Origin of the sequence: Ghiorsea bivora (assembly GCF_000744415.1) — a bacterium.
GTDB lineage: Bacteria > Pseudomonadota > Zetaproteobacteria > Mariprofundales > Mariprofundaceae > Ghiorsea > Ghiorsea bivora.
Map to the genome: position 1 here is coordinate 54,456 of NZ_JQLW01000008.1, position 21,548 is coordinate 76,003.

At 43.2% G+C, this 21,548-nt stretch carries 23 protein-coding genes; 14 read left to right on the plus strand and 9 right to left on the minus strand.

From position 1 onward, the window contains the following. Positions 1 to 2: 2 nt before the first annotated feature. From flgM to DM09_RS06200, 8 genes are all read right to left on the minus strand, one after another. A complete protein-coding gene (gene flgM, locus DM09_RS06165; RefSeq protein WP_038248739.1) occupies positions 3 to 281 on the minus strand; it encodes a flagellar biosynthesis anti-sigma factor FlgM in 279 nt (92 codons plus the stop codon). Then, entirely contained in the window at positions 281 to 733 is a 453-nt protein-coding gene (locus DM09_RS11080) for a rod-binding protein (protein ID WP_051938246.1), read from the minus strand. Before DM09_RS11080 ends, flgM begins: the two co-directional genes overlap by 1 nt. Continuing rightward, positions 733 to 1,800, minus strand: coding sequence for a flagellar basal body P-ring protein FlgI (locus DM09_RS06175; protein ID WP_232507774.1), 1,068 nt, complete (start codon positions 1,798 to 1,800; stop codon positions 733 to 735). The genes DM09_RS11080 and DM09_RS06175 overlap by 1 nt, the downstream gene beginning before the upstream one ends. Positions 1,801 to 1,835: 35 nt before the next feature. Continuing rightward, entirely contained in the window at positions 1,836 to 2,546 is a 711-nt protein-coding gene (locus DM09_RS06180; protein ID WP_038248744.1) for a flagellar basal body L-ring protein FlgH, read from the minus strand. Then, positions 2,546 to 3,247 (minus strand): flagellar basal body P-ring formation chaperone FlgA, encoded by a 702-nt coding sequence (gene flgA, locus DM09_RS06185; RefSeq protein WP_038248748.1) that lies wholly within the window; start codon positions 3,245 to 3,247, stop codon positions 2,546 to 2,548. Before flgA ends, DM09_RS06180 begins: the two co-directional genes overlap by 1 nt. A gap of 5 nt (positions 3,248 to 3,252) precedes the next feature. Next, entirely contained in the window at positions 3,253 to 4,041 is a 789-nt protein-coding gene (gene flgG, locus DM09_RS06190; RefSeq protein ID WP_038248751.1) for a flagellar basal-body rod protein FlgG, read from the minus strand. 13 nt (positions 4,042 to 4,054) lie between these two features. After that, on the minus strand, positions 4,055 to 4,798 hold the full coding sequence (locus DM09_RS06195) for a flagellar hook-basal body protein (protein ID WP_038248753.1): 744 nt from the start codon (positions 4,796 to 4,798) through the stop codon (positions 4,055 to 4,057). Between the two features lie 195 nt (positions 4,799 to 4,993). Then, positions 4,994 to 5,815 (minus strand): hypothetical protein, encoded by an 822-nt coding sequence (locus DM09_RS06200; RefSeq protein ID WP_038248755.1) that lies wholly within the window; start codon positions 5,813 to 5,815, stop codon positions 4,994 to 4,996. A gap of 124 nt (positions 5,816 to 5,939) precedes the next feature. On the opposite strand from DM09_RS06200, the gene efp reads away from it, so the two are divergent. The 3 genes from efp (at position 5,940) to DM09_RS06215 (ending at position 7,737) form a co-directional block, all read left to right on the plus strand. After that, complete coding sequence (gene efp, locus DM09_RS06205; protein ID WP_038248758.1) at positions 5,940 to 6,500, plus strand: elongation factor P; 561 nt, start codon at positions 5,940 to 5,942, stop codon at positions 6,498 to 6,500. 84 nt (positions 6,501 to 6,584) lie between these two features. Then, positions 6,585 to 7,139 carry a diheme cytochrome c gene (locus DM09_RS06210; RefSeq protein WP_038248760.1) on the plus strand — a complete coding sequence of 185 codons (555 nt, stop codon included), beginning with the start codon at positions 6,585 to 6,587 and terminating at the stop codon, positions 7,137 to 7,139. Positions 7,140 to 7,170: 31 nt separating this feature from the next. Beyond that, positions 7,171 to 7,737, plus strand: a complete 567-nt coding sequence (locus tag DM09_RS06215; RefSeq protein ID WP_038248763.1) for a cytochrome b/b6 domain-containing protein — start codon at positions 7,171 to 7,173, stop codon at positions 7,735 to 7,737. Here the strand turns inward: DM09_RS06215 and DM09_RS06220 are convergent, their stop codons facing one another. Then, a complete protein-coding gene (locus tag DM09_RS06220) occupies positions 7,738 to 8,160 on the minus strand; it encodes a MarR family winged helix-turn-helix transcriptional regulator (RefSeq protein WP_157753626.1) in 423 nt (140 codons plus the stop codon). 173 nt (positions 8,161 to 8,333) lie between these two features. On the opposite strand from DM09_RS06220, the gene DM09_RS06225 reads away from it, so the two are divergent. From DM09_RS06225 to nuoI, 11 genes are all read left to right on the plus strand, one after another. Continuing rightward, the gene (locus DM09_RS06225) at positions 8,334 to 9,812 is read left to right on the plus strand and encodes a TolC family protein (protein WP_198401654.1); all 1,479 of its coding nucleotides are present in this window, start codon (positions 8,334 to 8,336) and stop codon (positions 9,810 to 9,812) included. Further along, positions 9,809 to 12,892: an efflux RND transporter permease subunit gene (locus DM09_RS06230; RefSeq protein WP_038248769.1), complete on the plus strand. Its 3,084-nt coding sequence runs from the start codon at positions 9,809 to 9,811 to the stop codon at positions 12,890 to 12,892. Before DM09_RS06225 ends, DM09_RS06230 begins: the two co-directional genes overlap by 4 nt. 320 nt (positions 12,893 to 13,212) lie before the next feature. Further along, on the plus strand, positions 13,213 to 13,569 hold the full coding sequence (locus tag DM09_RS06235; RefSeq protein WP_198401656.1) for an NADH-quinone oxidoreductase subunit A: 357 nt from the start codon (positions 13,213 to 13,215) through the stop codon (positions 13,567 to 13,569). After that, positions 13,560 to 14,036 (plus strand): NuoB/complex I 20 kDa subunit family protein, encoded by a 477-nt coding sequence (locus DM09_RS06240; RefSeq protein ID WP_038248771.1) that lies wholly within the window; start codon positions 13,560 to 13,562, stop codon positions 14,034 to 14,036. The genes DM09_RS06235 and DM09_RS06240 overlap by 10 nt, the downstream gene beginning before the upstream one ends. Before the next feature lie 5 nt (positions 14,037 to 14,041). Then, a complete protein-coding gene (locus tag DM09_RS06245) occupies positions 14,042 to 14,638 on the plus strand; it encodes an NADH-quinone oxidoreductase subunit C (protein ID WP_038248774.1) in 597 nt (198 codons plus the stop codon). Beyond that, complete coding sequence (locus DM09_RS06250; protein ID WP_038248777.1) at positions 14,631 to 15,809, plus strand: NADH-quinone oxidoreductase subunit D; 1,179 nt, start codon at positions 14,631 to 14,633, stop codon at positions 15,807 to 15,809. The genes DM09_RS06245 and DM09_RS06250 overlap by 8 nt, the downstream gene beginning before the upstream one ends. Further along, positions 15,806 to 16,306 carry an NADH-quinone oxidoreductase subunit NuoE family protein gene (locus DM09_RS06255; protein WP_038248779.1) on the plus strand — a complete coding sequence of 167 codons (501 nt, stop codon included), beginning with the start codon at positions 15,806 to 15,808 and terminating at the stop codon, positions 16,304 to 16,306. The genes DM09_RS06250 and DM09_RS06255 overlap by 4 nt, the downstream gene beginning before the upstream one ends. 2 nt (positions 16,307 to 16,308) lie before the next feature. Then, positions 16,309 to 17,598, plus strand: coding sequence for an NADH-quinone oxidoreductase subunit NuoF (nuoF, locus tag DM09_RS06260; protein WP_038248782.1), 1,290 nt, complete (start codon positions 16,309 to 16,311; stop codon positions 17,596 to 17,598). Continuing rightward, a complete protein-coding gene (gene nuoG / locus DM09_RS06265; protein ID WP_038248785.1) occupies positions 17,595 to 19,964 on the plus strand; it encodes an NADH-quinone oxidoreductase subunit NuoG in 2,370 nt (789 codons plus the stop codon). The genes nuoF and nuoG overlap by 4 nt, the downstream gene beginning before the upstream one ends. Continuing rightward, entirely contained in the window at positions 19,961 to 21,046 is a 1,086-nt protein-coding gene (gene nuoH / locus DM09_RS06270; RefSeq protein ID WP_038248788.1) for an NADH-quinone oxidoreductase subunit NuoH, read from the plus strand. The genes nuoG and nuoH overlap by 4 nt, the downstream gene beginning before the upstream one ends. 3 nt (positions 21,047 to 21,049) lie before the next feature. Further along, the gene (gene nuoI, locus DM09_RS06275) at positions 21,050 to 21,538 is read left to right on the plus strand and encodes an NADH-quinone oxidoreductase subunit NuoI (protein ID WP_038248791.1); all 489 of its coding nucleotides are present in this window, start codon (positions 21,050 to 21,052) and stop codon (positions 21,536 to 21,538) included. Positions 21,539 to 21,548: the final 10 nt, after the last annotated feature.

The window sequence follows — 21,548 nt, forward strand, 5'->3', positions numbered from 1 at the left end:
TCTTACCCCCAAGAGTGTTCGGACAAGGCATTACGAACAATATAGGTGGATACCGCCTTGTGATCCATTTGGTATGTACCTTGTTCTAAAGCATTACGTATTTCTTCGATTTGCTCTAAGCGTACATCTGGCATGTCTGATAACATGACTTTGGCGCGCTCACGTAAACCCGCAGCATCCGATACCTGCACGCTATCGTGGCTGGTTTTAGCAGCAGAACCTTTGGTTTTTTTTGTGGATTTGCTGGCTGCTGTTGGCGCAGATGAACCTTGAATACGCATTAAATACCTCCTAATGTAGGATTATCGACCACATTCATCTTCTTTATACTATCGGTAGCTTTTTGAATGTCTTGAATGGACGGTGTGCCTTGTGCTTGCTCGTCTCGTTCAAGCTGACGATATATGCTCATAGCCAAACCAAGAGGTGCCTGTTTGCTGCCTGACTCAGCGATTGCTTGATCCATCATGCCTTCATACATGTCATCGGCATAACCTCGAGGTAGAAGTTCTGACTCAGGTATTGTTTTACGCATGGCACTCATCATTTGCTGTAGAAATATGGCTTCAAATTGACGACTCACCTTCCATAATTCTTGATCTTTAATTTCAGTTTTTGGGTTAATATGAACGCCTTTTAGCGACACGAGGTTTTTTGTTGGCTGAGCTGCAGCTTTCATGGTGGGCTGCTTTTTCATCACTTGCCCGATGACGGTTTCAACTAAATCACGCATTATATGATTTTCAACTCAGCATGCAGTGCGCCTGCGGCTTTGATCGCTTGCAGCACTGCAATCAAGTCGCTAGGTGATGCGCCTACTGTATTTAGGGCAGAGACAAGTGATGCTAAAGTTACTTGTCTTGGTAAGACAACGAGTTTGGCAGGGTCTTCTTCAACAGTAATGTCGGTGGTAGGTGTTGTAACTGTTGTACCTTCAGAGAAACCATAGGGTTGGGATACATCAGCACTTTCAGATACATTAATGCTAATATTCCCGTGAGAGACGGCGACAGTTTCAATGGTGACATCTCGCCCCATAACAATGGTTCCTGTTCTTTCATCAATGACAACGATGGCAGGTCTATCGGTGCGAAGCTCCAGTTGTTCAAGCTGTGCAATCAAATCAACTGCATCGCCTTGTACATTCCAAACCTCGACGGTGCCTGCATCAACAGCTTTAGCAATGCCTTTCCCCATGCTTTTATTGATAACATCTTTCATGCGGCGCACGGTCGTGAAATCAGGGTCGCGTAACATAATAGTTACTTTTTCTTGGGCAGAAAAGAAGCCTGACGGTGCGGCTTTTTCAACACGTGCACCATTGGGTACTTTGCCTGCTGTAGGATGGTTTTTTACGCTGCTTGAGGCTTTGCCTGAAACGGAAAATCCACCTATAGAAATGCTGCCTTGTGCGACAGCGTAAGCCTGACCATCACCACCTAAAAGAGGAGTGATAAGTAGTGTGCCGCCACGTAGGCTTGATGCATCACCCATGCTTGAAACGGTGATGTCTATTTTTTGCCCTGGGCGGGCAAAGGCAGGTAGCTCTGCAGTGACCATCACCGCAGCAATGTTTTCAGGTTTTATTTTGGTAATTTTAGGACGTACATTAATGCCAAAACGCTCTAACATGGCAGTGATACTATTGATGGTAAATGGAGATGTTGTTGAGTCATCACCTGTACCATCTAAACCGACAACAATACCATAACCAATCAATGCATTGGCTCGAACACCTTCAATATCAGCCAAATCTTTGATACGCTCAGCTTGTGCAGCAGTAGCAAAAGAAATTGACATGAGCAAAAAGGTAATATATTTCAATATGGTTTTCATTAGAAGGGCCACAATGCGTCAAGTGTTTGACCAAGCCAGCCTTCGTCGGACATGGCTGCAAGAGAACCGCCCCCCCCATAACTGATATGAGCTTGGGCGACTTGTGCAGAAAGAATAGTATTTTCAGCGGAAATATCAGAAGGACGAACAATACCTGTAAAAGTGAGTTCTTGAGGCTGTTGATTGATGGTTACTTCGCGGCGACCAATGATTTTCATGTTGCCATTAGGGTAAACTTCTGTAACTACAGACGTAACACTGGCAATAAGAGAGTCTGAGTTGGTGGTTTCTCCAGCGCCTGTAAAACTTTTATCATTGCTGGTATCCATAGCCAATTTTGGGTCAAAGTTGGGGGCAATACTTTTTTCCAAACCAAATAAGGCGCTAAGGCTAGAAGTATGTTGTGAAGACCTGCTCTTTTTTGTACCTAACGAGCGGGTGGCGCTGGCATTTTCTTGTACCAATACCATAACGAGATCACCAACTTGGTGGGCTTTTGGGTCGGTAAACATGGTTGCACCTGTATTGTGCCATAATGAGCCTGTGCTGGTATGATTTAGTACGGCGGTTTGTAGCGCTTTATCAACAATAGGTTTGTTTAGGTCTTGGGTAACTTCTTTTTTTGTTGCACCACAAGCACTCAGCAGAATCATACTAATAATAAGAGCAGTTAAACGAGTGGCTAGGTGTGGTTTTGAAGTAAGGAACATTATACACCTCCTATAGTTACGGAAACCGTATGTGCATTTTGTACAATACTCTGTAGTTTTTGTTTGCTGCGTGAGTTTTGAACCAACATGCGATCGCCACGGCTACCTGATTTAAGTGCAATACCTTCGGCTCGGACTTGAATACCGCCTAAGGTAACCAATATCGTCACATGATCACCACGCTTAATAAGGGGAGGGCGTTTGACCATAGATGAAACGACCACATCATCCCTGCGCATGCGTGTTAAGCTTTTTAAACCTACTACATCTGACAAAGACGACCATGTTTGACCGCGCAGGCCAGCAATGTTTTTCCATTCTAATTGTAACATACTTCTATCTAGCATAGTTCGTGCCGAAATATCCTGGTTGAGTGTAACAACATTACGCATCCATTTGACCTGCGCTGTAACATACCAACGTCTAAGGCTTTTTCCTGTGCCACGTTCTGCAATCAATGATACACGGGATGGCAACGAACGCAGGTTAGGTAGTGACCAACGTAGTTTTCCTGTGGTATTTGGCCAGCGTGGAATATTAATAAGCTCAGCGACAGCACCTTTTGCCGATGGTTTAGAGGCAAAAAATGCCGTTAAAGATTTTTGCATTTCGGGGTCAATATTTTTTGCTGTGACAGGTGTTTCTGCCTGAGCCACATGGGCAGCCAATAACATAAACAAAAAGAAAAAGGATTTAAGCATGGTGTTTAACGTTTGAGACCGTTAGCTGTTTGTAGCATTTCATCTGCAGCTTGGACTGATTTTGAATTCATCTCATAAGCACGCTGCCCTGCGATAAGGTTTACCATTTCTTCAACCATATTTACATTGGACATTTCAAGCATACCTTGACCTAAACCACCAAACCCATTTTCACCTGGAATACCTGAAAGGGGTTGTCCTGATGCATTTGTGGCTTGGAAAATAGAATTACCAAGATGAGATAGCCCCGCAGGGTTACTAAAATCGACAGTTTGAATTTGACCGACCACAGTAGATATAGTGCCTGGCTGCTCAATAGAGACGGTGCCATCAGGGCTAATTTGAATGCTTAAAGTGTCATTGGGTAAGGTGATTGTTGGTTGGATCGGATTACCACTTGCCGTAACCAACAAACCTTGTGCATCCCGACTTAAAGAACCTGAACGTGTATAACCAATCTCTCCATTGGGCAATTGGACTTCAAAGAACCCTCGGCCTTGAATAGCGAGGTCTAAAGGGTTGCTTGTTTGTTGAAAGCTTCCTTCTGAAAACATATATTCAATGCTTGCTGTTTGTACACCAAGACCAACTTGAATGCCTGAGGGTAGCTGTGTACCCGCAGAACTGGCTTCCGCCCCGGGCGCTTTGATTTGCTGGTACATTAAGTCTTGGAAGTTTGCCCTACCCCGTTTGAAACCTGCTGTATTAACATTAGCTAGATTATTGGCAATAACATCGACATTGGTGGTTTGTGCTGCCATGCCTGTTGCGGCTGTCCATAGTGAACGCATCATAATAGTTTACCTCTTAACCTGAAATTTTCCCGACATTCGAGCTAAGTTGCCCTGCCAGTTGATTGTATTGTTCCACAACTTTCATTGTTGATTCGTATGCTCTTAAGGTGGCAACCATTTCGGTCATGGCGAGCACGGAGTTGACGTTGGAGCCTTCGAGTGCGCCGTGTTGCACAACAACATCACCTACAGCAGGCTCGATATTGCTTGCATCGGTGAGTAGCAATGTACCTTCTTTTTGTTGTAGTTTTTGGTCGTCAATCACTTTAACCAAAGCCAACTGAGCCACTTGTATGTCGTTGACATAAATCGCGCCGCCACTGGTGCCTGTGATTTCACCATTGGGTAAAGTGATAGGTGCACCTGAGTTATCAAGAACAGGTAAACCGCCTTGGGTGATAAGATTGCTATCTGCATCAAGGCGAAAATTGCCTGCCCGAGTTAAAGCAACGCTGCCGTCTTGTTGTTTCACTTGGAAATAACCTTCGGCAAGGATGGCAAAGTCTAAGGCACTACTGGTTTGTTTGATGGTTCCAGCTTTGGTATCAATATATTGTGAGCCCATGCTCAAATAAGATGCGGGTGTTTTCTCTTTGTTGCCTGTCGCCATTAAATTATTGGATAAAACAGTTTTGAAAGATGATCGTGATGCTTTGTAACCTGTAGTGTTCACATTGGCGAGATTATGCGTGATATTGTCCAAGCGGTTTTCAGCCATAGTACTTGCGACACCTGAAATAAAGAAACCACGTTGCATATTTTTCTCCTCGAACACGATTGAAACTGTGTATGTGGAAGAAAGAGCATGTTTAATGCCAAGCTTTGTTTTTTCTTAAGCTACTGTTTTTAAAGGATTCATGGTTTTGTTACTGTCAGCCTTTCGGCATGAATGGCCGAAGTTAGGGAAAAAATTTCCGCTTATATATTGTTTGCTTCAAATGTGGTTGTACATTCATGTAAGCTTGTCGGGTAATGTCATTTCTTCTGCTGCAACATACACAACGGCAGGATATACAGGACCAACATCAACGATGTTCCATACATCGTCACGCAGCCCCAACTCAATATCGATTACATCACCTTCACGCAATTGCTGCAAAATAGCATCAGGTAAAGTAATCGGGCCAATCAGTTTGTCAGGCTCACTATCAAAAGATAACCATAGTTGGTTGGCATTGATTTGTGCAATACGCGCATGTCCTTCTTTAAAAGATGAAAAACGTATACCGCGTAGCCGTGGTGATACACCCCCACCCAAGCGGATATGATACAAAAGTAAGTGGGCGGCAATAGCCGCGCGTTTTGCATCAGGCAGTGTGTCTTGTAAAATAAGTTTACTGGATTCAAAGGTTTTGCTGTCCATCCAATGGTGTTGGTGTGTGAATACTAACCAACTTAATAGCGTTTCAGTGCACTCTTGTACCATCAGCGAGTTGGTTGAAGGCTCGCGGAGCAAATGCCAAGCAATAAAATCACGCAGGTATTCGCCTGTGATACGTTCTAAAGGAAGCTCATCTAAGGAAAGTGTGATGTCTTCTTGATGTTCACCTTGCATAAGTTTGTTGATAAAATTATCTAAAGATTCTTCCCAGGCTTGCGCAGAAATCTCTTCTTCCATGTCTTCTGGTTGAAATAAATCAGAATAATAAACCAAATATTCACTGAAAAGCTGAAAGGTTTGTTCAGCTTTTCGTATGTTTTCAGGTTCGGCGTGATCTTGATTTTGTAAATCAAGGAGGAAGCGGTCAAATGTTTCCTGCAATGTTATGCTCATGAATCATCCTCACGGTTGTTGTCTAGCAAGGGAATAGCTAGGCTTCATTTTTTATTAATTATGGCAAACATACCATGGGCACCGTTTTTGAGAAGGTTGTGATGGTTGAAAGAGGAGAAACACCATGCTTATTAATGTAACTTCGGTTCGCACAGGTCATATTTTGGACTGGGATGGTGGCCTGTGGAAGGTTGTGAAAACTCATCATGTAACACCAGGCAAAGGCGTGGCTTGTATGCAGTTGGAAATGCGTAACCTTGAGAAAGGAAACAAGACCAACAAACGATTTAACTCAACAGAAAAGGTTGAACGTGTGGTATTAAACCAGCGTAAAATGCAGTTTCTTTATGAAGATGGTGGTCAGTATAACTTTATGGATATGGAAACGTATGATCAAATCGCCTTGGGCGAAGATATGGTGGAAGCTGCCAAACCTTATATGTTGCCAGAGATGGAAGTGGAAGTGGAGTTTCATGATGAGCGACCTTTAAATGTAAAACTTCCACAGTCCGTTAACCTTGTGGTGACAGAATGTGATGCATCCATCAAAGGGCAAACAGCAACCAGCTCGTATAAACCAGGGGTATTAGAAACAGGTGCATCCATCATGGTTCCACCTTATTTGGAAGCGGGCACTAAGGTTCGGGTGAATACAGAAACAGGTGAATACATGGAACGTGCTTAGCTGTGATTGCTATCACATGAGCAGCATAATGTGCGGCTATGATGCCCTCTCTTTTGGTAAGTAAATATAGTTTCGGGGTATGATTTGAAAAAACATTATTTAAATTGCTTGTTGATAGGTTTTGTATCTTTAAGTTTGTCATCTGTAGCTATTGCAGATGATGATGGCGATGAACATGAAGGTTTTTTTAGTCGTTTTAGCCAAAGTAATGTGAAGGTTCCACAAAGTAAGCTTTACCAATCTGACTGTGCATCTTGTCATATGGCTTATCAGCCCAATTTGTTACCCAGTGCTTCATGGGAAAAAGTGATGGCTCCCAAAGCCTTGGAAGATCATTTTGGTGATAATGCAGAAATAAATGAGCAGGATAGGTTGTCTATCTTGGCATATTTAAAAACGTATGCTGCTGATAATAAAGGTAAACGTTTGTTGCGTTTCAACAGGGGCGAAGCGCCATTGCGGGTTACTGAGTTGCGTTATTTTAAACGTGAGCACAATGAAATTCCAAAACGTATGGTGCAAGACAATCCGAAAGTACGTTCTTTGAGTAATTGTTTGGCATGTCATACAGGTGCAGAACGAGGCAATTATGGTGAGCGTGGGATTCGTATTTCAGGTTATGGTTACTGGGAAGATTAAATTAATAAACATTGGTAAAAAGGTGTAAGTGATGAAAGAATTAGTTTGGGACTTGTTTGTTCGTGTTTTTCATTGGAGTTTGGTTGTAAGTTTTACGGCGGCCTATCTTACAGCAGAATATGGTTATGATGAAGTGCACGAGTACCTAGGATATATTATAACGGCATTGTTAATTTCACGTATAGTGTGGGGGTTTATTGGTAGTAAATACGCGCGATTTTCTAGTTTTATTTATCCTATCAGTGAAAAACTTAAACATTTCAAAGCGATATTGAAGAATGATCACCAAGAATACCATATGGGGCACACTCCGCTGGGTGGTGCTATGGTTTTTGCCATATTGTTTGGCTTGTTAGGCTTGGTTTCTTCAGGGCTTATATTGTTAGGGTGGAGTGAGTATACGGGGCCAGTTTGGGCACTAGATATTCCAGTTTCAGAGCGTTTGGGAGAGGCTGCTAAATGGGTTCATTATCATTTGCCTGAATTGATGTTGTTTTTAATTGGCGCGCACATCATAGGTGTGTTTGTAGCAATTAAACAACATGGCGAGGCTCTAGTGCAATCTATGTTTCATGGTTACAAAAGTAAAAAGAGTTAATTACTTATCACAGTAAGGCGCGTTGATGTTGTTTGTAATTTGATTCAAGGTGTTAATCATCTGTGTAAATTCAGTATCAGATATGCCTTGTAAAGTCATGTCGCTAAGGGCGTGAAGCTTGGGTATGAATTGCTCAAATATGTTTTGACCTTTTGGCGTGATGTGCGCACGAATGATGCGGCGGTCTTCATGATCTTGAATGCGTTCTACGAGGTTGAATTGAACCAAACTGTTGAGTAAACGTGTAACTGAAGCTTTATCTTTCTCCAATATATGTGCCAACTTTGTTTGTGTAAGTCCTTCAAAATGTTGGATGATCATTAAAGCCTGTGCGGCTTCTGGTGTAATATCATAACCCAAATCTTTATATGCTTGACTGGTCTGCTGGCGCATAAAACACATCAACTGTCCAATTAAGGGCATAATGGCAGCTAGTTTTATGTCTGTGCTTGGTTGGAAATCTTTCATAGTGGCAAACGATAGGGTTATTGTTGATAAAATCAATAGTTGACCATGTCAACTATTGTTCTAATGTTCGTCACATGTTTTTGTTTTCATGGAAATCTACTATAGTGAACAAGCAAAGAGGTGTCAGTGTGAACAAAGTAGGAAAAATATGGATGACGACTTGTTTGTGTTTTGTGTTGCAAACACCAGTTCAGGCAAAAGTATTATCCTTATCGGATGTATTAAGCAATGTATTTGCAAAAAGCCCAGACTTGCAAGCTTCAAATGTGCAGGTGCATATTCAACGTGCCAATAGCTTACAGCTTGATGGAGCACTCGATATGCAATATGGTGGAAGCATTGGTTTGAGTAATGAAAGCGCACCAACAACCAATCCTTTTGCGCCTACAGAAACCAATGCGGCATTTGTTTCAGGTCAGGTGGTTCAGCCCTTTGAGGATGGTAGTACATTAACAGGGACATTATTATATAATAGTGCCGAATTGATTTATCCAGCTTCAGTTATTCCTGAGTTTCAAAGTAAACCCAACCCGCAATATGAACACCAAATTGATTTGATTTACCGTTACCCGCTGGTTGCAGGCTCTGGGAATCCTAATTATACGTATCAAAAAGAAGCGAGCTTGGCAGAAGAGAAAGCAGCAAAACTTCGTATAGCTTTGCTTAAGGAGCAAATTGCAGGACAGGCGATTGGTATGTATGCCCAGTTTGTGTTGAGCGATTTATCTTTAAAACTTGCAAAAGATGCGGTGTTCCGTGCTGCTCAGCTTTTAGAGAATCAAAAGAAGCGGGAAAGTTTTGGTTTGGTGGAAAAGGCAGACCGCTACCAAACCGAGGCATTGCTAGCTGCAAGAAAGCTGCAATTGGCACAAGCCAAAGCGGAGAAACGCGCTGCACAAACCGCACTCAATCGTTTGATGTATCAAGATGCTGGTACGCCGCTTGTTGTGAAATTTTCCTCACCCAAGGTTCAATTGCAATCCGTATCACAAATGTTGGCTAAAGCAGAGTCTAAACGCCCTGTTTTCCAAGTATTAGCGGCACAATATAAGGCTGCAGAAGCGCAGTTAAGTCTAGCACAAACATCGGATGATTATCAGTTGGACTTGATTGGGCAGGTGGGTACACGGGCTTTGAGTGGTAATGCTGGCACAGCTTTTACTAAAGGTTTTAACCCTGTACATGATAGATATATTGGCATCAGTGTTGAATTTAGTGATGTGTTGGACAACAAAAGTAGTCATGCGGCGGTGCAAAAGAGCGTGTTAGCGCTGGAGAGTATTAATATTGAACGTCGCAAAGCTGTGATGGATTTGCAGACAGAAATTGCCACGCTTTTGAATGACTTGCACAGTGCTAAAATCACGCTTAAAGCATCGAAAGCGCAAGTGAAAGCTGAAAAGAAGAAGTACCAAGCAGAAATGGAGCGTTATCAAAAAGGACGCGTGCCAACGTCTACTGTGATTCAGTTTGAAGGTGATTTAAGAGCAGCACAGCTTCGTGAAGCTATTCAGCGGGTTAGCCTTGGTTTGACAGAGTATAAGTTGGCTTTAGCCGTGGGTGAGTTGCCTGAATTATTAAGACAAACACAAGGGGATGCGCAATGAATAATATGATTGCCTTTTTTGTAAGGCGCGGGCTTTTGGTGAATATGTTGTCGGGCATGTTACTGCTGGGTGGCATCTATGCAGCAATGAATATTCAGCGTGAAGCATTCCCTAGTGTGAACTTTGACTTGGTGGTGATTGGTGCGGCATATCCCGGTGCATCACCACAAGAGTTGGAGCAGTTGGTAACCATGCCAATTGAGCGTGAGCTTAAGGGTATTGATGGGATTAAGAAAACGACATCAACATCCTATCCGGGAACCATGGAGATTTTGATTCAAGTGGATCCAAATTACACAGACCGCTCGCGGTTTGTTTCTGATGTACAGCAAGCAGTTAATCGTGCGGTTTTACCTGATGATTTACCTGCAGACCCCTTTGTGAAAGAGATTAAATCAGAACAAACACCTGTGATTTCACTTTCAATTTTTGGGGATATTCCCGCATTAAAACTCAAACATATCGCCAATCAAATCGAAGATGATTTACTGGCATTGCCGGGTGTATCTAAGGTGAATGTGTTTGGGGATAGGAAGGAAGAGATTCGCATCACGCTTAAGCCAGAAAAAATGAAGCAATATCGTGTATCTACGGATGATGTGATTGGACTTATCAAAAGGTGGAATGTTAATGCACCTGGTGGGCAGCTGAATACACAAGAAGGTATTAAAACCATTCGAGTCAATGGTGAGTTTACATCAGCCAAGGATGCAGCTTCATTGGTAATACGTGCCAATGAGTTTGGTCAGGCATTGTATTTATCAGATATCGCTGATGTTACCCAAACATTGGAGAAACCTAGGCGGTATGTGGATGCCATGGGTGAACCTGCTATTAATTTTACAGTCGTGAAAAAGGGGGATGCGGACATTATTGATGTTGTCGATCATGTGCGTGCCTATTTGCCCTTGATTCCTAAACATTATGGCGATGCCATTCAGGTCCGTGCATATAAAGACTTCTCAATCAATACACGCGTTCGTTTGAATGTGTTGACTAGTAATGGTGCGATTGGTTTGGTCTTAGTGCTGATTACATTGTTTATGTTTTTGCGTCCTGCGGTGGCTGTGACGACGGCTTGGGGTTTACCCATTATCTTCTTTTCAGGTTTGTTGGTTTTATTTTTGATGGGTACAACTTTAAATCTATTGACCATGTTTGGTTTTATCATTGTGTTGGGTTTAATGGTGGATGATGCCATTATTATTGGCGAGAATGCGACCTACCATATGGAGAAGGGTTTATCGCCTACAGATGCTGCGATTAAGGGAACGCAAGAGTTGTTGGGTCCTGTGACTGCGACAGTGTTGACAACAGTGGTGGCATTTTTACCGATGATGTTTATGGATGGTATTATTGGTAAATTTGTGTATTCGATTCCAGTTGTTGTGGTTATTTTGTTAATGTTTTCTTGGTTGGAAGCCATTTTTATCTTGCCAAACCACGTTGCAGACTTTGCCAACCCTAATAAACACCCCAAAGAGCGTAAGGTGCTTGTTTGGTTAACCAATATGTATGAATTCTTATTGCGTAAAGCTTTACGCTTGCGTTATGTGACAGTTGCTTTGACTGTGGCTGCGTTTATTGGTTCGATAGCTTTGGCTGGTGTGGTGAAGTTTCAGTTGTTTCCACCGGGTGCTGAAGATCAGTTTTATTTACAGGTTACCTTGCCTGCTGGTTCTTCGTTGTCTGAAACACGTCAAACATTACAGGCGCTTGATAAAGAAGTGCGAAAACATGTGCCAGAAGCGCTTTTAGAAACCACGGTGGGTGTGGCAGGGGATAATGCTGCCAATGAGCAAGAGTCACTTAAACAAATCGGAGATAGATTTGGTTACTTAAAAGTCATTCTAATATCTTTTGCGCATAGGGATATTTCCGCTTATGCGGTGATGGATGATGTCAAAGCAGGGCTGGTAGGGAAGTTTCCTGATGTAGATATTAATTATGTCATGCTTAAAGGTGGTCCACCAACAGGGCGAGCTTTGCAAGTTGAAATTACAGGCACAGATACAGATAGAATGCAATCGGGTCAGGCATTAATGGCATTGTTGCAGAGTATTGATGGTGTACACTCTGTGGAAAGTGGGTTGCGCGAAGGTTCGCCCGAAATACATGTTGAAGTCGATCGGAAGCTGGCAGCTTATGCCAATATTGATTTGGCATCGATTGCAACAAGTGTTCGTGCTGCTTTTGATGGTATTCCAGTCTCAACCTTGAAGCAGGGGGTTGAAGAAGTGGATGTCACCATTCGTTTTCCTGAGCTGGCGCAACAAAATGTGCATACACTCGAACAGTTGTTGATTCCGAATCGCCTAGGCGGCCTTGTCCCCCTAGGAAAAGTGGCGACATTCAAGGAAGTATCAGGACTAACAAGTTTGAGGCATAAAGATGGTTTGCGTGTGTTAAATGTTACGGCAGAGGTGGATGAAGGTGTGATCACATCAAAAGCACTGAATGACTTGGTGAAAAGTAAAGATAGCGAGTGGTTAAGTTCGCAAGACCCTGCAAAGGTGAAGTATGTGATGGGTGGAGAACAAGAAAAAACCGATGAGTCTGTGCAAGGTTTGGTCTTTAGCTTTATTTTTGCATTGATTGGTATTTTTGTGATATTGGCGATTCAGTTTAATCGGATTGCTTATCCGTTTTTGGTGATGTTTGCGATTCCCTTTGGGGTTATTGGTATTGTGGTGGGGCTGTTTTTACATGGGCAACCCTTGTCTTTTATGTCATTGATGGGTTTTGTGGCACTAACAGGGGTAGTGGTGAACTCATCGCTGGTCTTGGCGGTTTTAATTCAACGTGAATTTGAGGATGGTAAGCCATGGTTTGAAGCGATTGTGTACGGCGGTAAGCGTCGCTTTCGGGCAGTTATGTTAACAGCAATCACCACTGTGGTGGGATTATTACCCACAGCTTATGGCTGGGGTGGTTTTGACCCCTTTGTGGCACCGATGGCTTTGGCATTATCATGGGGTTTGATTTTCTCAACCTTGATTACGTTATTTGCGATTCCAGCCACCTTGGCGATAGCTTTGGATGTTAAATCTTTGTTTCAAACAAGGCGTTCTGCAAGATGATTAAATCTTAATTTTTCTTTCACGCTAAAGTCATAGAGGGGTCTTATAGTTCGCAGGGTCTGGCGCTACCTCCCTCCCCTCCCTCCTCAGCGCCAGACAGATATTGATTAAGGGTCTCACTTTTGTGAGACCCTTTTTTATGTTTTAAAACTTGTGTTTCCGAGCATTTTTATTGTTTTTACATGTATATTTTTAGCGTGTTGTATGTCACAAAAAATTGACACAACCAAGTCTCTGCTTTAGCAATCCGACCGCGAGAGAAGGTGTCTGTAGGAACATTATAGTTAAAATGTGAGGGAGATAGCATGGGGCTCGATTATTTGGCCAGCAATTATGTGCCAATTTTTATATTTATTTTAATAGCATTAGGCATGGGTATTATGCCTTTGATGCTAACTATGGTGGTCGCTGAACAGCGCCCAGATGCAGAAAAGCTTTCGGCATACGAATGTGGCTTTGAAGCTTTTGAAGATGCGCGCATGCATTTCGATGTTCGCTTTTACCTTGTAGCGATTCTTTTTGTGATTTTTGATTTAGAAACAGCATTTCTTTTCCCTTGGGCTGTGGTCTTGGATCAAATCGGTATTTTTGGATTTATCGAGATGATGTTGTTTTTACTGATTCTTTTGGTTGGATATATTTACGCCTGGAACAAAGGGGCTTTGCAATGGGAATAGAAGGTCTTCTCGACAAAGGGTTTATCACAACAACAGCAGATAAACTTATTAATGGTGCGCGTGCAGGTTCATTGTGGCCGATGACATTTGGTTTGGCTTGTTGTGCTGTGGAAATGATGCATGCAGGTGCATCAAGGTATGATTTGGATAGATTTGGGATCGTATTCCGCCCAAGTCCGCGCCAATCCGATGTGATGGTGGTTGCGGGCACCTTATGTAATAAAATGGCGCCAGCTTTACGTAAGGTGTATGACCAGATGTCTGAGCCTCGCTGGGTAATTTCTATGGGTTCTTGTGCCAATGGTGGTGGTTATTACCATTATTCATATGCGATTACACGTGGTTGCGACCGTGTGGTACCTGTTGATATTTATGTGCCTGGTTGTCCGCCAACTGCTGAAGCTTTGTTGTATGGTTTTATTCAGCTGCAAGAAAAAATTAAACGTACCAATACGATTGCACGGTAATGGTTATGAATGAAAAATTAACACAAGAAAAGAATGTGCTGTCTGAGTTTTCATCACTGCAACAGAAGTTTGGTGAAGCGATTGCTCAGGTAAAAGAGGGTATTGATTGCCCATTATTAGTCATTGATAAAGATAGTATTGTTGAAGTGTGTCATGTGCTGAAATCAGAACTTGGTTATGAGCAAATGATTGATCTGTGTGGTGTGGATATGTCTGAGCACCCATCACATGATGAAAAAACACCTCGATTTGAAATTGTGTACCATTTGCTTTCCGTCTCGCAAAATAAGCGTTTGCGTGTGAAAGTTTTGGTGAATGAGCGTGAGATGTTGGATTCAGTGACGGAAGTGTGGTCAACAGCCAACTGGTTTGAGCGTGAAGCTTTTGATATGTATGGTGTGATTTTTAATCATCATCCCGACTTGCGCCGCTTGTTAACCGACTATGGTTTTGAGGGTCACCCATTGCGTAAGGATTTCCCGTTGGTGGGGCATGCTGAGATTTTCTTCGATGAGGCGCAATGGCGCTGTGTATACAAACCAAACAAACTGGAAAACCGTGTGTTGATTCCAAGAACATGGCCGGGGGTTGACCGTGGCTGAGATTAAAAACTATACCTTAAACTTTGGACCACAACATCCATCAGCGCATGGTGTATTGCGCCTTGTGTTAGAGCTAGATGGTGAAGTAGTGGAACGTGCTGATCCGCATATTGGTTTATTGCATCGTGGCACAGAAAAACTTTTTGAATACAAAACATACAATCAAAATATCCCGTATTTTGATAGATTAGATTATGTGTCCATGATGGCAAATGAACATGCGTATGCTTTGGGCGTGGAGAAACTTTTGGGTATTACGCCACCCGAGCGTGCACAATATATTCGTGTGATGTATGCAGAGTTGACGCGTATTCTTAATCATACTTTATGGCTTGGTGCAGCAGCATTGGATATTGGCGCGATGACTGTGTTCTTATACTGCTTCCGTGAGCGTGAAGATATTTTTGATTTTTATGAAGAAGTATCTGGTGCGCGTATGCATGCGGCATATATTCGTCCAGGTGGTGTGGCGCGTGATTTGCCTGAAGGGTTGTTGGAAAAAATTCAGGCTTTTACAGAGAGTTTTATTGTTCATGTGGATGAATATGAAACATTGCTCACAGAGAATCGTATTTGGAAGCAACGTACTGTAGATATTGGTGTTGTGGATAAAGAAGCTGCTTTGGACTGGGGTTTTACAGGTCCGATGATTCGTGGTTCGGGCGTGGCTTGGGATTTGCGAAAAACCCAGCCCTATGATGTTTACGATAAAATGGATTTTGATATTCCAGTGGGTGCAACAGGCGATAGTTATGACCGCTATTTGATTCGTGTTGAAGAGATGCGTCAGGCTAACCGTATTATTCAGCAATGTGTGGCATGGTTAAAAGAGCATAATGGTCCGGTCAAGGTGGATGATTATAAATTGACCAATCCACCACGGGCAACCATCAAAGATGATATGGAATCCTTGATTCACCACTTTAAGTTTTTCTCGGAAGGTTATCATGTGCCTGAAGGTGAAGTGTATGCAGCAGTGGAGCATCCTAAGGGTGAGTTTGGTGTTTATATTGTTTCTGATGGTTCAAATAAACCATACAGAATGAAGGTTCGTGCGCCAGGGTTTGCACACTTGGAAGCTATGGATTACATGGCGAGAGGGCATATGCTGGCAGATGTGGTAACCATTTTGGGTACGCAAGATATTGTGTTTGGTGAGGTGGATCGATGAGTGCTTCAGAGATGCCAAAGTTTAGCGAAGCGCGCTTGGCAGAAATTGATGCGTTGATAAAACGCTACCCGAGTGCAAAGTCTGCATTAATGCCTGTATTGTATATGGCGCAACAAGATTTTGGTTATTTAAGCATGGAAACGCAGCAGATGGTTGCTGATGTTTTGAACTTGCGTTTAATGGAAGTGCGCGAAGTGGTTACTTTTTATACCATGTTTAAAGAACAGCCACATGGTAAATATTTGTTAGAAGTTTGTACCAATGCCAGCTGTATGCTCAATGGTGCAGATGAATTGTATGCACAAATGAAGGATATTTTGGGTATTGGTCCTGGTGAAATCACTGAAGACGGTCTGTTTTCGATTGCCGAAGTGGAATGTGCTGGTGCTTGTGCTGGTGCTCCTGTGGTACAGGTAAATAATGTTTATCACGAAAAGGTAACGGCTGAATCCATGGAAGCTTTAATTACGAAAGTGCGTGCAGGAGAGGCGATTTAATTATGATTTCTTCTGATCCTAAAAAAGTACAACGTATTTGTTTTGATAATATCGAAGTTGAAAATATGCATAAGCTTGAGGTGGCTAAAAAACATGGTGCTTATGCATTTTTACCTACTGTTTTAAAAGAGTTTGATGCGGAGAAAATCATTGATGAAGTGAAAACTTCAGGTCTTCGCGGTCGTGGTGGTGCAGGTTTCCCTACAGGTTTGAAGTGGTCGTTTGTGCCGCGTAATACAGGTAAACCGACGTATTTATTGTGCAATGCAGATGAAGGTGAGCCGGGCACATTTAAAGACCGTGATATTATGCGCTTTGACCCACATCTGTTGATTGAAGGCATGATTATGGCGGGGTTTGCGCTCGGCGTAAAAGATGCGTATATCTATGTGCGTGGTGAGTTTTTACACGAGTACAATGTGATGTGTGCAGCCATTGAAGAAGCTTATGCTGCCAATCTTTTGGGTGATAATATCTTGGGTACTGGTTTTTCCATGAATTTGCTGATGCACCGTGGCGCAGGAGCGTATATTTGTGGTGAAGAAACAGCTTTGATTGAGTCTTTGGAAGGCAAATCGGGTCGTCCTAGATTTAAACCACCATTTCCTGCAGTTGAAGGTTTTTATGGCTGCCCAACGGTGGTGAATAATGTGGAAACAATCGCGACTGTACCAGCAATTTTAGAGCATGGTGGAGCATGGCATGCAGCCATTGGTAAGCCAAACAATACAGGTTGCAAAATCTTTTCAGTATCAGGTCATGTGAATAAACCGGGTAACTATGAAGTGCCCATGGGTACTTCATTACGTACGTTGGTTGAAGACTTTTGTGGTGGTTTGCAGCATGGAACAGTGCCTAAAGTGATTATTCCTGGTGGTTCGTCAACGCCTTGGTTGATGGGCGAGCATTATGATGTGCCGCTAACTTATGATGATATTATGAAAGCAGGTTCGTTTTTGGGTTCCGGTGCCATTATTATCATGGATGAAACGGCGGATGTTGTTGCTGTGACACGCAGACTGGCACATTTTTATGCCCATGAATCTTGTGGTCAATGTACACCGTGCCGAGAAGGTACGGGTTGGGTAGAGCGTATTTTGACTCGCGTGGATGCTGGCGAAGGTACACACGCTGATATTCAAGTATTAAAAGATGCTTCAACACATATGGCAGGTCGCACAATCTGTGCCTTGGCTGAGGGAGCGGCAGCGCCAGTATTGTCTATGTTAAAACACTTCCCTGAAGAAGTTGAAGCAAAGCTTAAAGAAGAGCAGGCGGAGAAATCATCATGACAGAGTTGTTTATTAATGACGAAGAAGTGACAGTTCCTGCGGGCACTAGCATTTTAGAAGCTTGTCGCGAACATGGTGTGGATGTTCCGTATTTTTGTTATCACCCCGAGTTATCCGTGGCTGCAAACTGTCGCATGTGTTTGGTTGAGGTTGAAGGCTGGCCGAAACCCGCCGCATCATGCTGTACACCCGTCGCTGAAGGTATGAAGGTGGTTACGCATTCTGAAGGTCTTGAGAAAGACCGTGCGATGATCATGGAATATTTGCTGATTAATCACCCATTGGATTGCCCTGTATGTGACCAAGGTGGGGCATGTAAATTGCAAGACTATGCCGTTGAACATGGTGAGGGCAAAGGTCGTTACACCGAGGCAAAACGCATTCCATCGGATAAAGATTTGGGTCCATTTGTGAATACTTGTATGACCCGCTGCATTCACTGTACGCGTTGTGTTCGTTTCGCTGATGAGATTGCTGGCACAGGTGATATGGGCGTATTAAATCGCGGTGATCATATGTTGATTGAAGGTATTGTTGAAGATGCCTTGGAATCAGAGCTTTCGGGTAATTTAAGTGATATTTGCCCTGTGGGTGCATTGTTGGATAAACCATCGCATGATGTGTCTCGCCCTTGGGAAATGAAAAAGCACAAGAGCACATGTACGCAGTGCCCACAAGGTTGCGATATTGAAATTGAATCTCGAAATGATGAGGTGATGCGTGTTCGCCCAGCTAAGGGTGGTGTGGAGCCATGGATTTGTGATCGTGGACGTTATGTTTATGATGCATTCCGCTCAGATAACCGCTTGTTAAAACCGCGTGTGCGCCAAGGAAAAGACTTGGCTGATGCATCATGGGATGATGCGATTGAACAAGCTGTCTCACTTTTAAAAGGTAAACGTGTTGGCATTGTTTTTTCACCAGATTGGAGTGTGGAAGGATTAACAGCGATTCGTTTGCTACGTGACACAGCCTTTGCTGATGCACAAGTGGCTTTTGAGCTGCACCGTAGAGATACACGCCCCTTTGCTTTTGAGGAAGGTTTGTCGATGTCCACCAAGGCAATTGAAAAGGCTGACCAAGTCGTCATTCTTGGTTCGGATATACGTCAGCGCTTGCCAATTTTGATGCAACGTTTACGCAAGCGTGCCAATGCGGGCAATCCCATTACACGTATCGGTGCTATGCATTACCGTACCAATGCGGATATTGCTGTTGATGCTTTGATTCGTCCACGTGATTGGCATGCTGTGATTGCCAGTGCCATGGTGCAGCTGACTGAGCTGGGTAAACTTGCTGCTGGCATGGATGCATGGGTTGCCAAAGTTGATGCTAGGCATGACGCAGGCAAGTTGTTGGCAGATGCTTTGATTGCGGATTCATGTGCTATGCTTGTCGGTGAAGAAATTCGTTGCCACGAGGATGCTGCGGCACTGATTCATGGTTTGGATTTATTGATGCGTGCTGCAGGCCATACTGAAGTTGGCAAAGATGGTCGCAATTTGTTGCCTGAGGGCATGAATGCGCAGTTATTATCTGATGTGTTTGGTGACGTTCGTACCTCTGCTGGTGCATTGTTTGATGCAGCAAGTCAAGGCGAGTTGGATACGTTGCTTCTTGTTGGCAGTGACCCTGTGGGTGATGGTTTGTTTTCTCGTCAGGCAAAAGCAGCTTTGGAAAAAGTTGACTTGGTTCAAGTGGCTGCGATTTCTGGAGATATGGGTCAGTATGCAAGCGTACAGTTGCCTGCTTCAGCGTATTCTGAAGTTGAAGGTACCTTTATCAACATGGAAGGTAGAGTAAGGGTTGCCGAGAGCCCCTTGCGTTCACTTGGTGAAGACCGTCCAATGTGGAAAGTGATGATGCGTTTGGCACAAGCCTTGGGTCACGATGTTCCTGCAGTTAACTTGGATGAAGTCCGTGAGGCAATTACTCAGCGTGCACCGTCATGTGCTGCGCTAGCTGATGTTTGGGCTGGTGAGAGCGCCAAATCAGTATTCATTCCTTCACAGCGTAATAAAGGCGCAACATTACCGAACATGGCAATTTTGAATGCAGCTAAAGCATTGGATGTGGTGAGTAGATATTCTATGTATCGCGAAGGAGCATGGGCGCGTGCTTCTGAATTATTAAGTGAAGCTGGTCGTATTCATGCTTTGGATGATTTAATTGTACACCCTGAAACTTTAAAGGAACTTGGTTTGGAACAGGGTGAGTTAACTGTTTTGTCCAATACGGGTACCGAATCTTTTGTGATTGGTACACGAGAAGATGTGTCCCCTGGTGTTTTGTTTGTGGCTAAGCGCGGTGTAGCGGGTGACTTGTCTGGTGAAACCAGTGTTGATTTGCAGGGAGGTCAATCATGACTTGGTTGGATATGGCCATTCAAGGTGGCATTTGGGCTCTAGAGATTTTGGCGATTGTTGTGCCTGTTGCACTCTCTGTTGCTTATATTACTTATGCTGAGCGTAGGATTATTGGTTGGATTCAAGTCCGTCAAGGCTGTAACCGTGTTGGACCTTATGGTTTGTTGCAACCATTAGCTGATGGGTTGAAGCTTTTTTTGAAAGAAACGATTATCCCAACAAATGCGAATAAGTTCTTATTTGTGGCAGCACCCGTCATGGCTTTGATGCCTGCATTGTTGGCATTTGCTGTGGTTCCTTTTGGTGAGACAACAATGTTTGGCTTGTGGGAAACAGCACATGTGATGGCGATTGCCGATTTGAATGTTGGTGTATTGTATGTGATGGCGATTTCAAGTTTATCGATTTATGGTATTTTGATGGCGGGTTGGGCATCCAACTCGAAGTATGCATTGATTGGCGCGATTCGTTCGACATCACAAATGATTTCATATGAGATTTCGATGGGTTTTTCTATTGTATGTGTATTGATTCTAGCGGGAAGTTTGGGTTTAACAGATATTGTTCATGGACAACAGGGTGGTTTGTTGCATTGGTATTTTATTCCATTATTCCCTATGTTTATTGTATTCTTTATTTCAGGTGCTGCTGAAACCAACCGTTCACCCTTTGATTTACCTGAAGGTGAAGCTGAACTTGTAGCGGGTTTCTTTGTTGAGTATTCAGGCATGTGGTTTGCCACATTCTCTTTGGCTGAATATGGCGCTATGATTTTGATTTCATTGATGACTTCGATTATGTTCTTAGGCGGCTGGTATCCACCTTTTGAATTCTTAGGCTTTATTCCTGGTACGGTATGGTTGTTGGCAAAAGCATCCTTTTTGATTTTTGTTTTTATTTGGTTCCGTGCGACCTTCCCGCGCTATCGTTATGACCAACTGATGCGTTTGGGTTGGAAAGTATTCCTACCATGGACTTTGTCATGGATTGCCGTTGTTGGTTTTGCCACGTATGCAGGTGATTTGAGTGAAAGCCTAAGTTTTATTAGTGATGCGATTGGCTTTTATCAGCCTTGGAGATAAGAGATGAATTGGATTAAACGACAGTTAAAAACATGGTTGCTCTGGGAACTTGTGCTGGGTTTAGCACTTACAGGTCGCTATTTGTTTAAAAAGAAAATTACGATTCAATACCCTGAAGAACGCACGCCATTGTCACCACGTTTCCGTGGTTTGCATGCTTTGCGTCGTTATGAAAGTGGTGAAGAACGTTGTATAGCTTGTAAGTTATGCGAAGTCACATGTCCAGCTTTGGCGATTACTATTGAATCGGAAGAGCGTGATGATGGTTCGCGCCGTACCACGCGTTACGATATTGATATGACCAAATGTATTTTCTGCGGATTTTGCCAAGAAGCGTGTCCTGTGGATGCTATTGTAGAAACACAAGAGTTTGAGTATGCATCTGAAACTCGGGCTGCTTTGTATTACACTAAAGATATGTTGCTGGATGTTGGGGATAGATATGAACCTCAAATTGCACACAATTTAGCTGCTGATGCACGTTATCAATAAGGGAGTGGAG

Excerpts from the sequence above, each read along its gene's own strand:
- nuoI (WP_038248791.1), top strand. The coding sequence starts at position 21,050 with ATGAATTGGATTAAACGACAGTTAAAAACATGGTTGCTCTGGGAACTT.
- flgA (WP_038248748.1), bottom strand. The coding sequence starts at position 3,247 with ATGCTTAAATCCTTTTTCTTTTTGTTTATGTTATTGGCTGCCCATGTG.
- nuoG (WP_038248785.1), top strand. The coding sequence starts at position 17,595 with ATGACAGAGTTGTTTATTAATGACGAAGAAGTGACAGTTCCTGCGGGC.
- DM09_RS06230 (WP_038248769.1), top strand. The coding sequence starts at position 9,809 with ATGAATAATATGATTGCCTTTTTTGTAAGGCGCGGGCTTTTGGTGAAT.
- nuoF (WP_038248782.1), top strand. The coding sequence starts at position 16,309 with ATGATTTCTTCTGATCCTAAAAAAGTACAACGTATTTGTTTTGATAAT.
- flgG (WP_038248751.1), bottom strand. The coding sequence starts at position 4,041 with ATGATGCGTTCACTATGGACAGCCGCAACAGGCATGGCAGCACAAACC.
- nuoH (WP_038248788.1), top strand. The coding sequence starts at position 19,961 with ATGACTTGGTTGGATATGGCCATTCAAGGTGGCATTTGGGCTCTAGAG.
- DM09_RS06200 (WP_038248755.1), bottom strand. The coding sequence starts at position 5,815 with ATGAGCATAACATTGCAGGAAACATTTGACCGCTTCCTCCTTGATTTA.
- flgM (WP_038248739.1), bottom strand. The coding sequence starts at position 281 with ATGCGTATTCAAGGTTCATCTGCGCCAACAGCAGCCAGCAAATCCACA.
- DM09_RS06175 (WP_232507774.1), bottom strand. The coding sequence starts at position 1,800 with ATGTCAATTTCTTTTGCTACTGCTGCACAAGCTGAGCGTATCAAAGAT.
- DM09_RS06215 (WP_038248763.1), top strand. The coding sequence starts at position 7,171 with ATGAAAGAATTAGTTTGGGACTTGTTTGTTCGTGTTTTTCATTGGAGT.
- DM09_RS06180 (WP_038248744.1), bottom strand. The coding sequence starts at position 2,546 with ATGTTCCTTACTTCAAAACCACACCTAGCCACTCGTTTAACTGCTCTT.
- DM09_RS06240 (WP_038248771.1), top strand. The coding sequence starts at position 13,560 with ATGGGAATAGAAGGTCTTCTCGACAAAGGGTTTATCACAACAACAGCA.
- DM09_RS06195 (WP_038248753.1), bottom strand. The coding sequence starts at position 4,798 with ATGCAACGTGGTTTCTTTATTTCAGGTGTCGCAAGTACTATGGCTGAA.
- efp (WP_038248758.1), top strand. The coding sequence starts at position 5,940 with ATGCTTATTAATGTAACTTCGGTTCGCACAGGTCATATTTTGGACTGG.
- DM09_RS11080 (WP_051938246.1), bottom strand. The coding sequence starts at position 733 with ATGCGTGATTTAGTTGAAACCGTCATCGGGCAAGTGATGAAAAAGCAG.
- DM09_RS06255 (WP_038248779.1), top strand. The coding sequence starts at position 15,806 with ATGAGTGCTTCAGAGATGCCAAAGTTTAGCGAAGCGCGCTTGGCAGAA.
- DM09_RS06245 (WP_038248774.1), top strand. The coding sequence starts at position 14,042 with ATGAATGAAAAATTAACACAAGAAAAGAATGTGCTGTCTGAGTTTTCA.
- DM09_RS06220 (WP_157753626.1), bottom strand. The coding sequence starts at position 8,160 with ATGCCCTTAATTGGACAGTTGATGTGTTTTATGCGCCAGCAGACCAGT.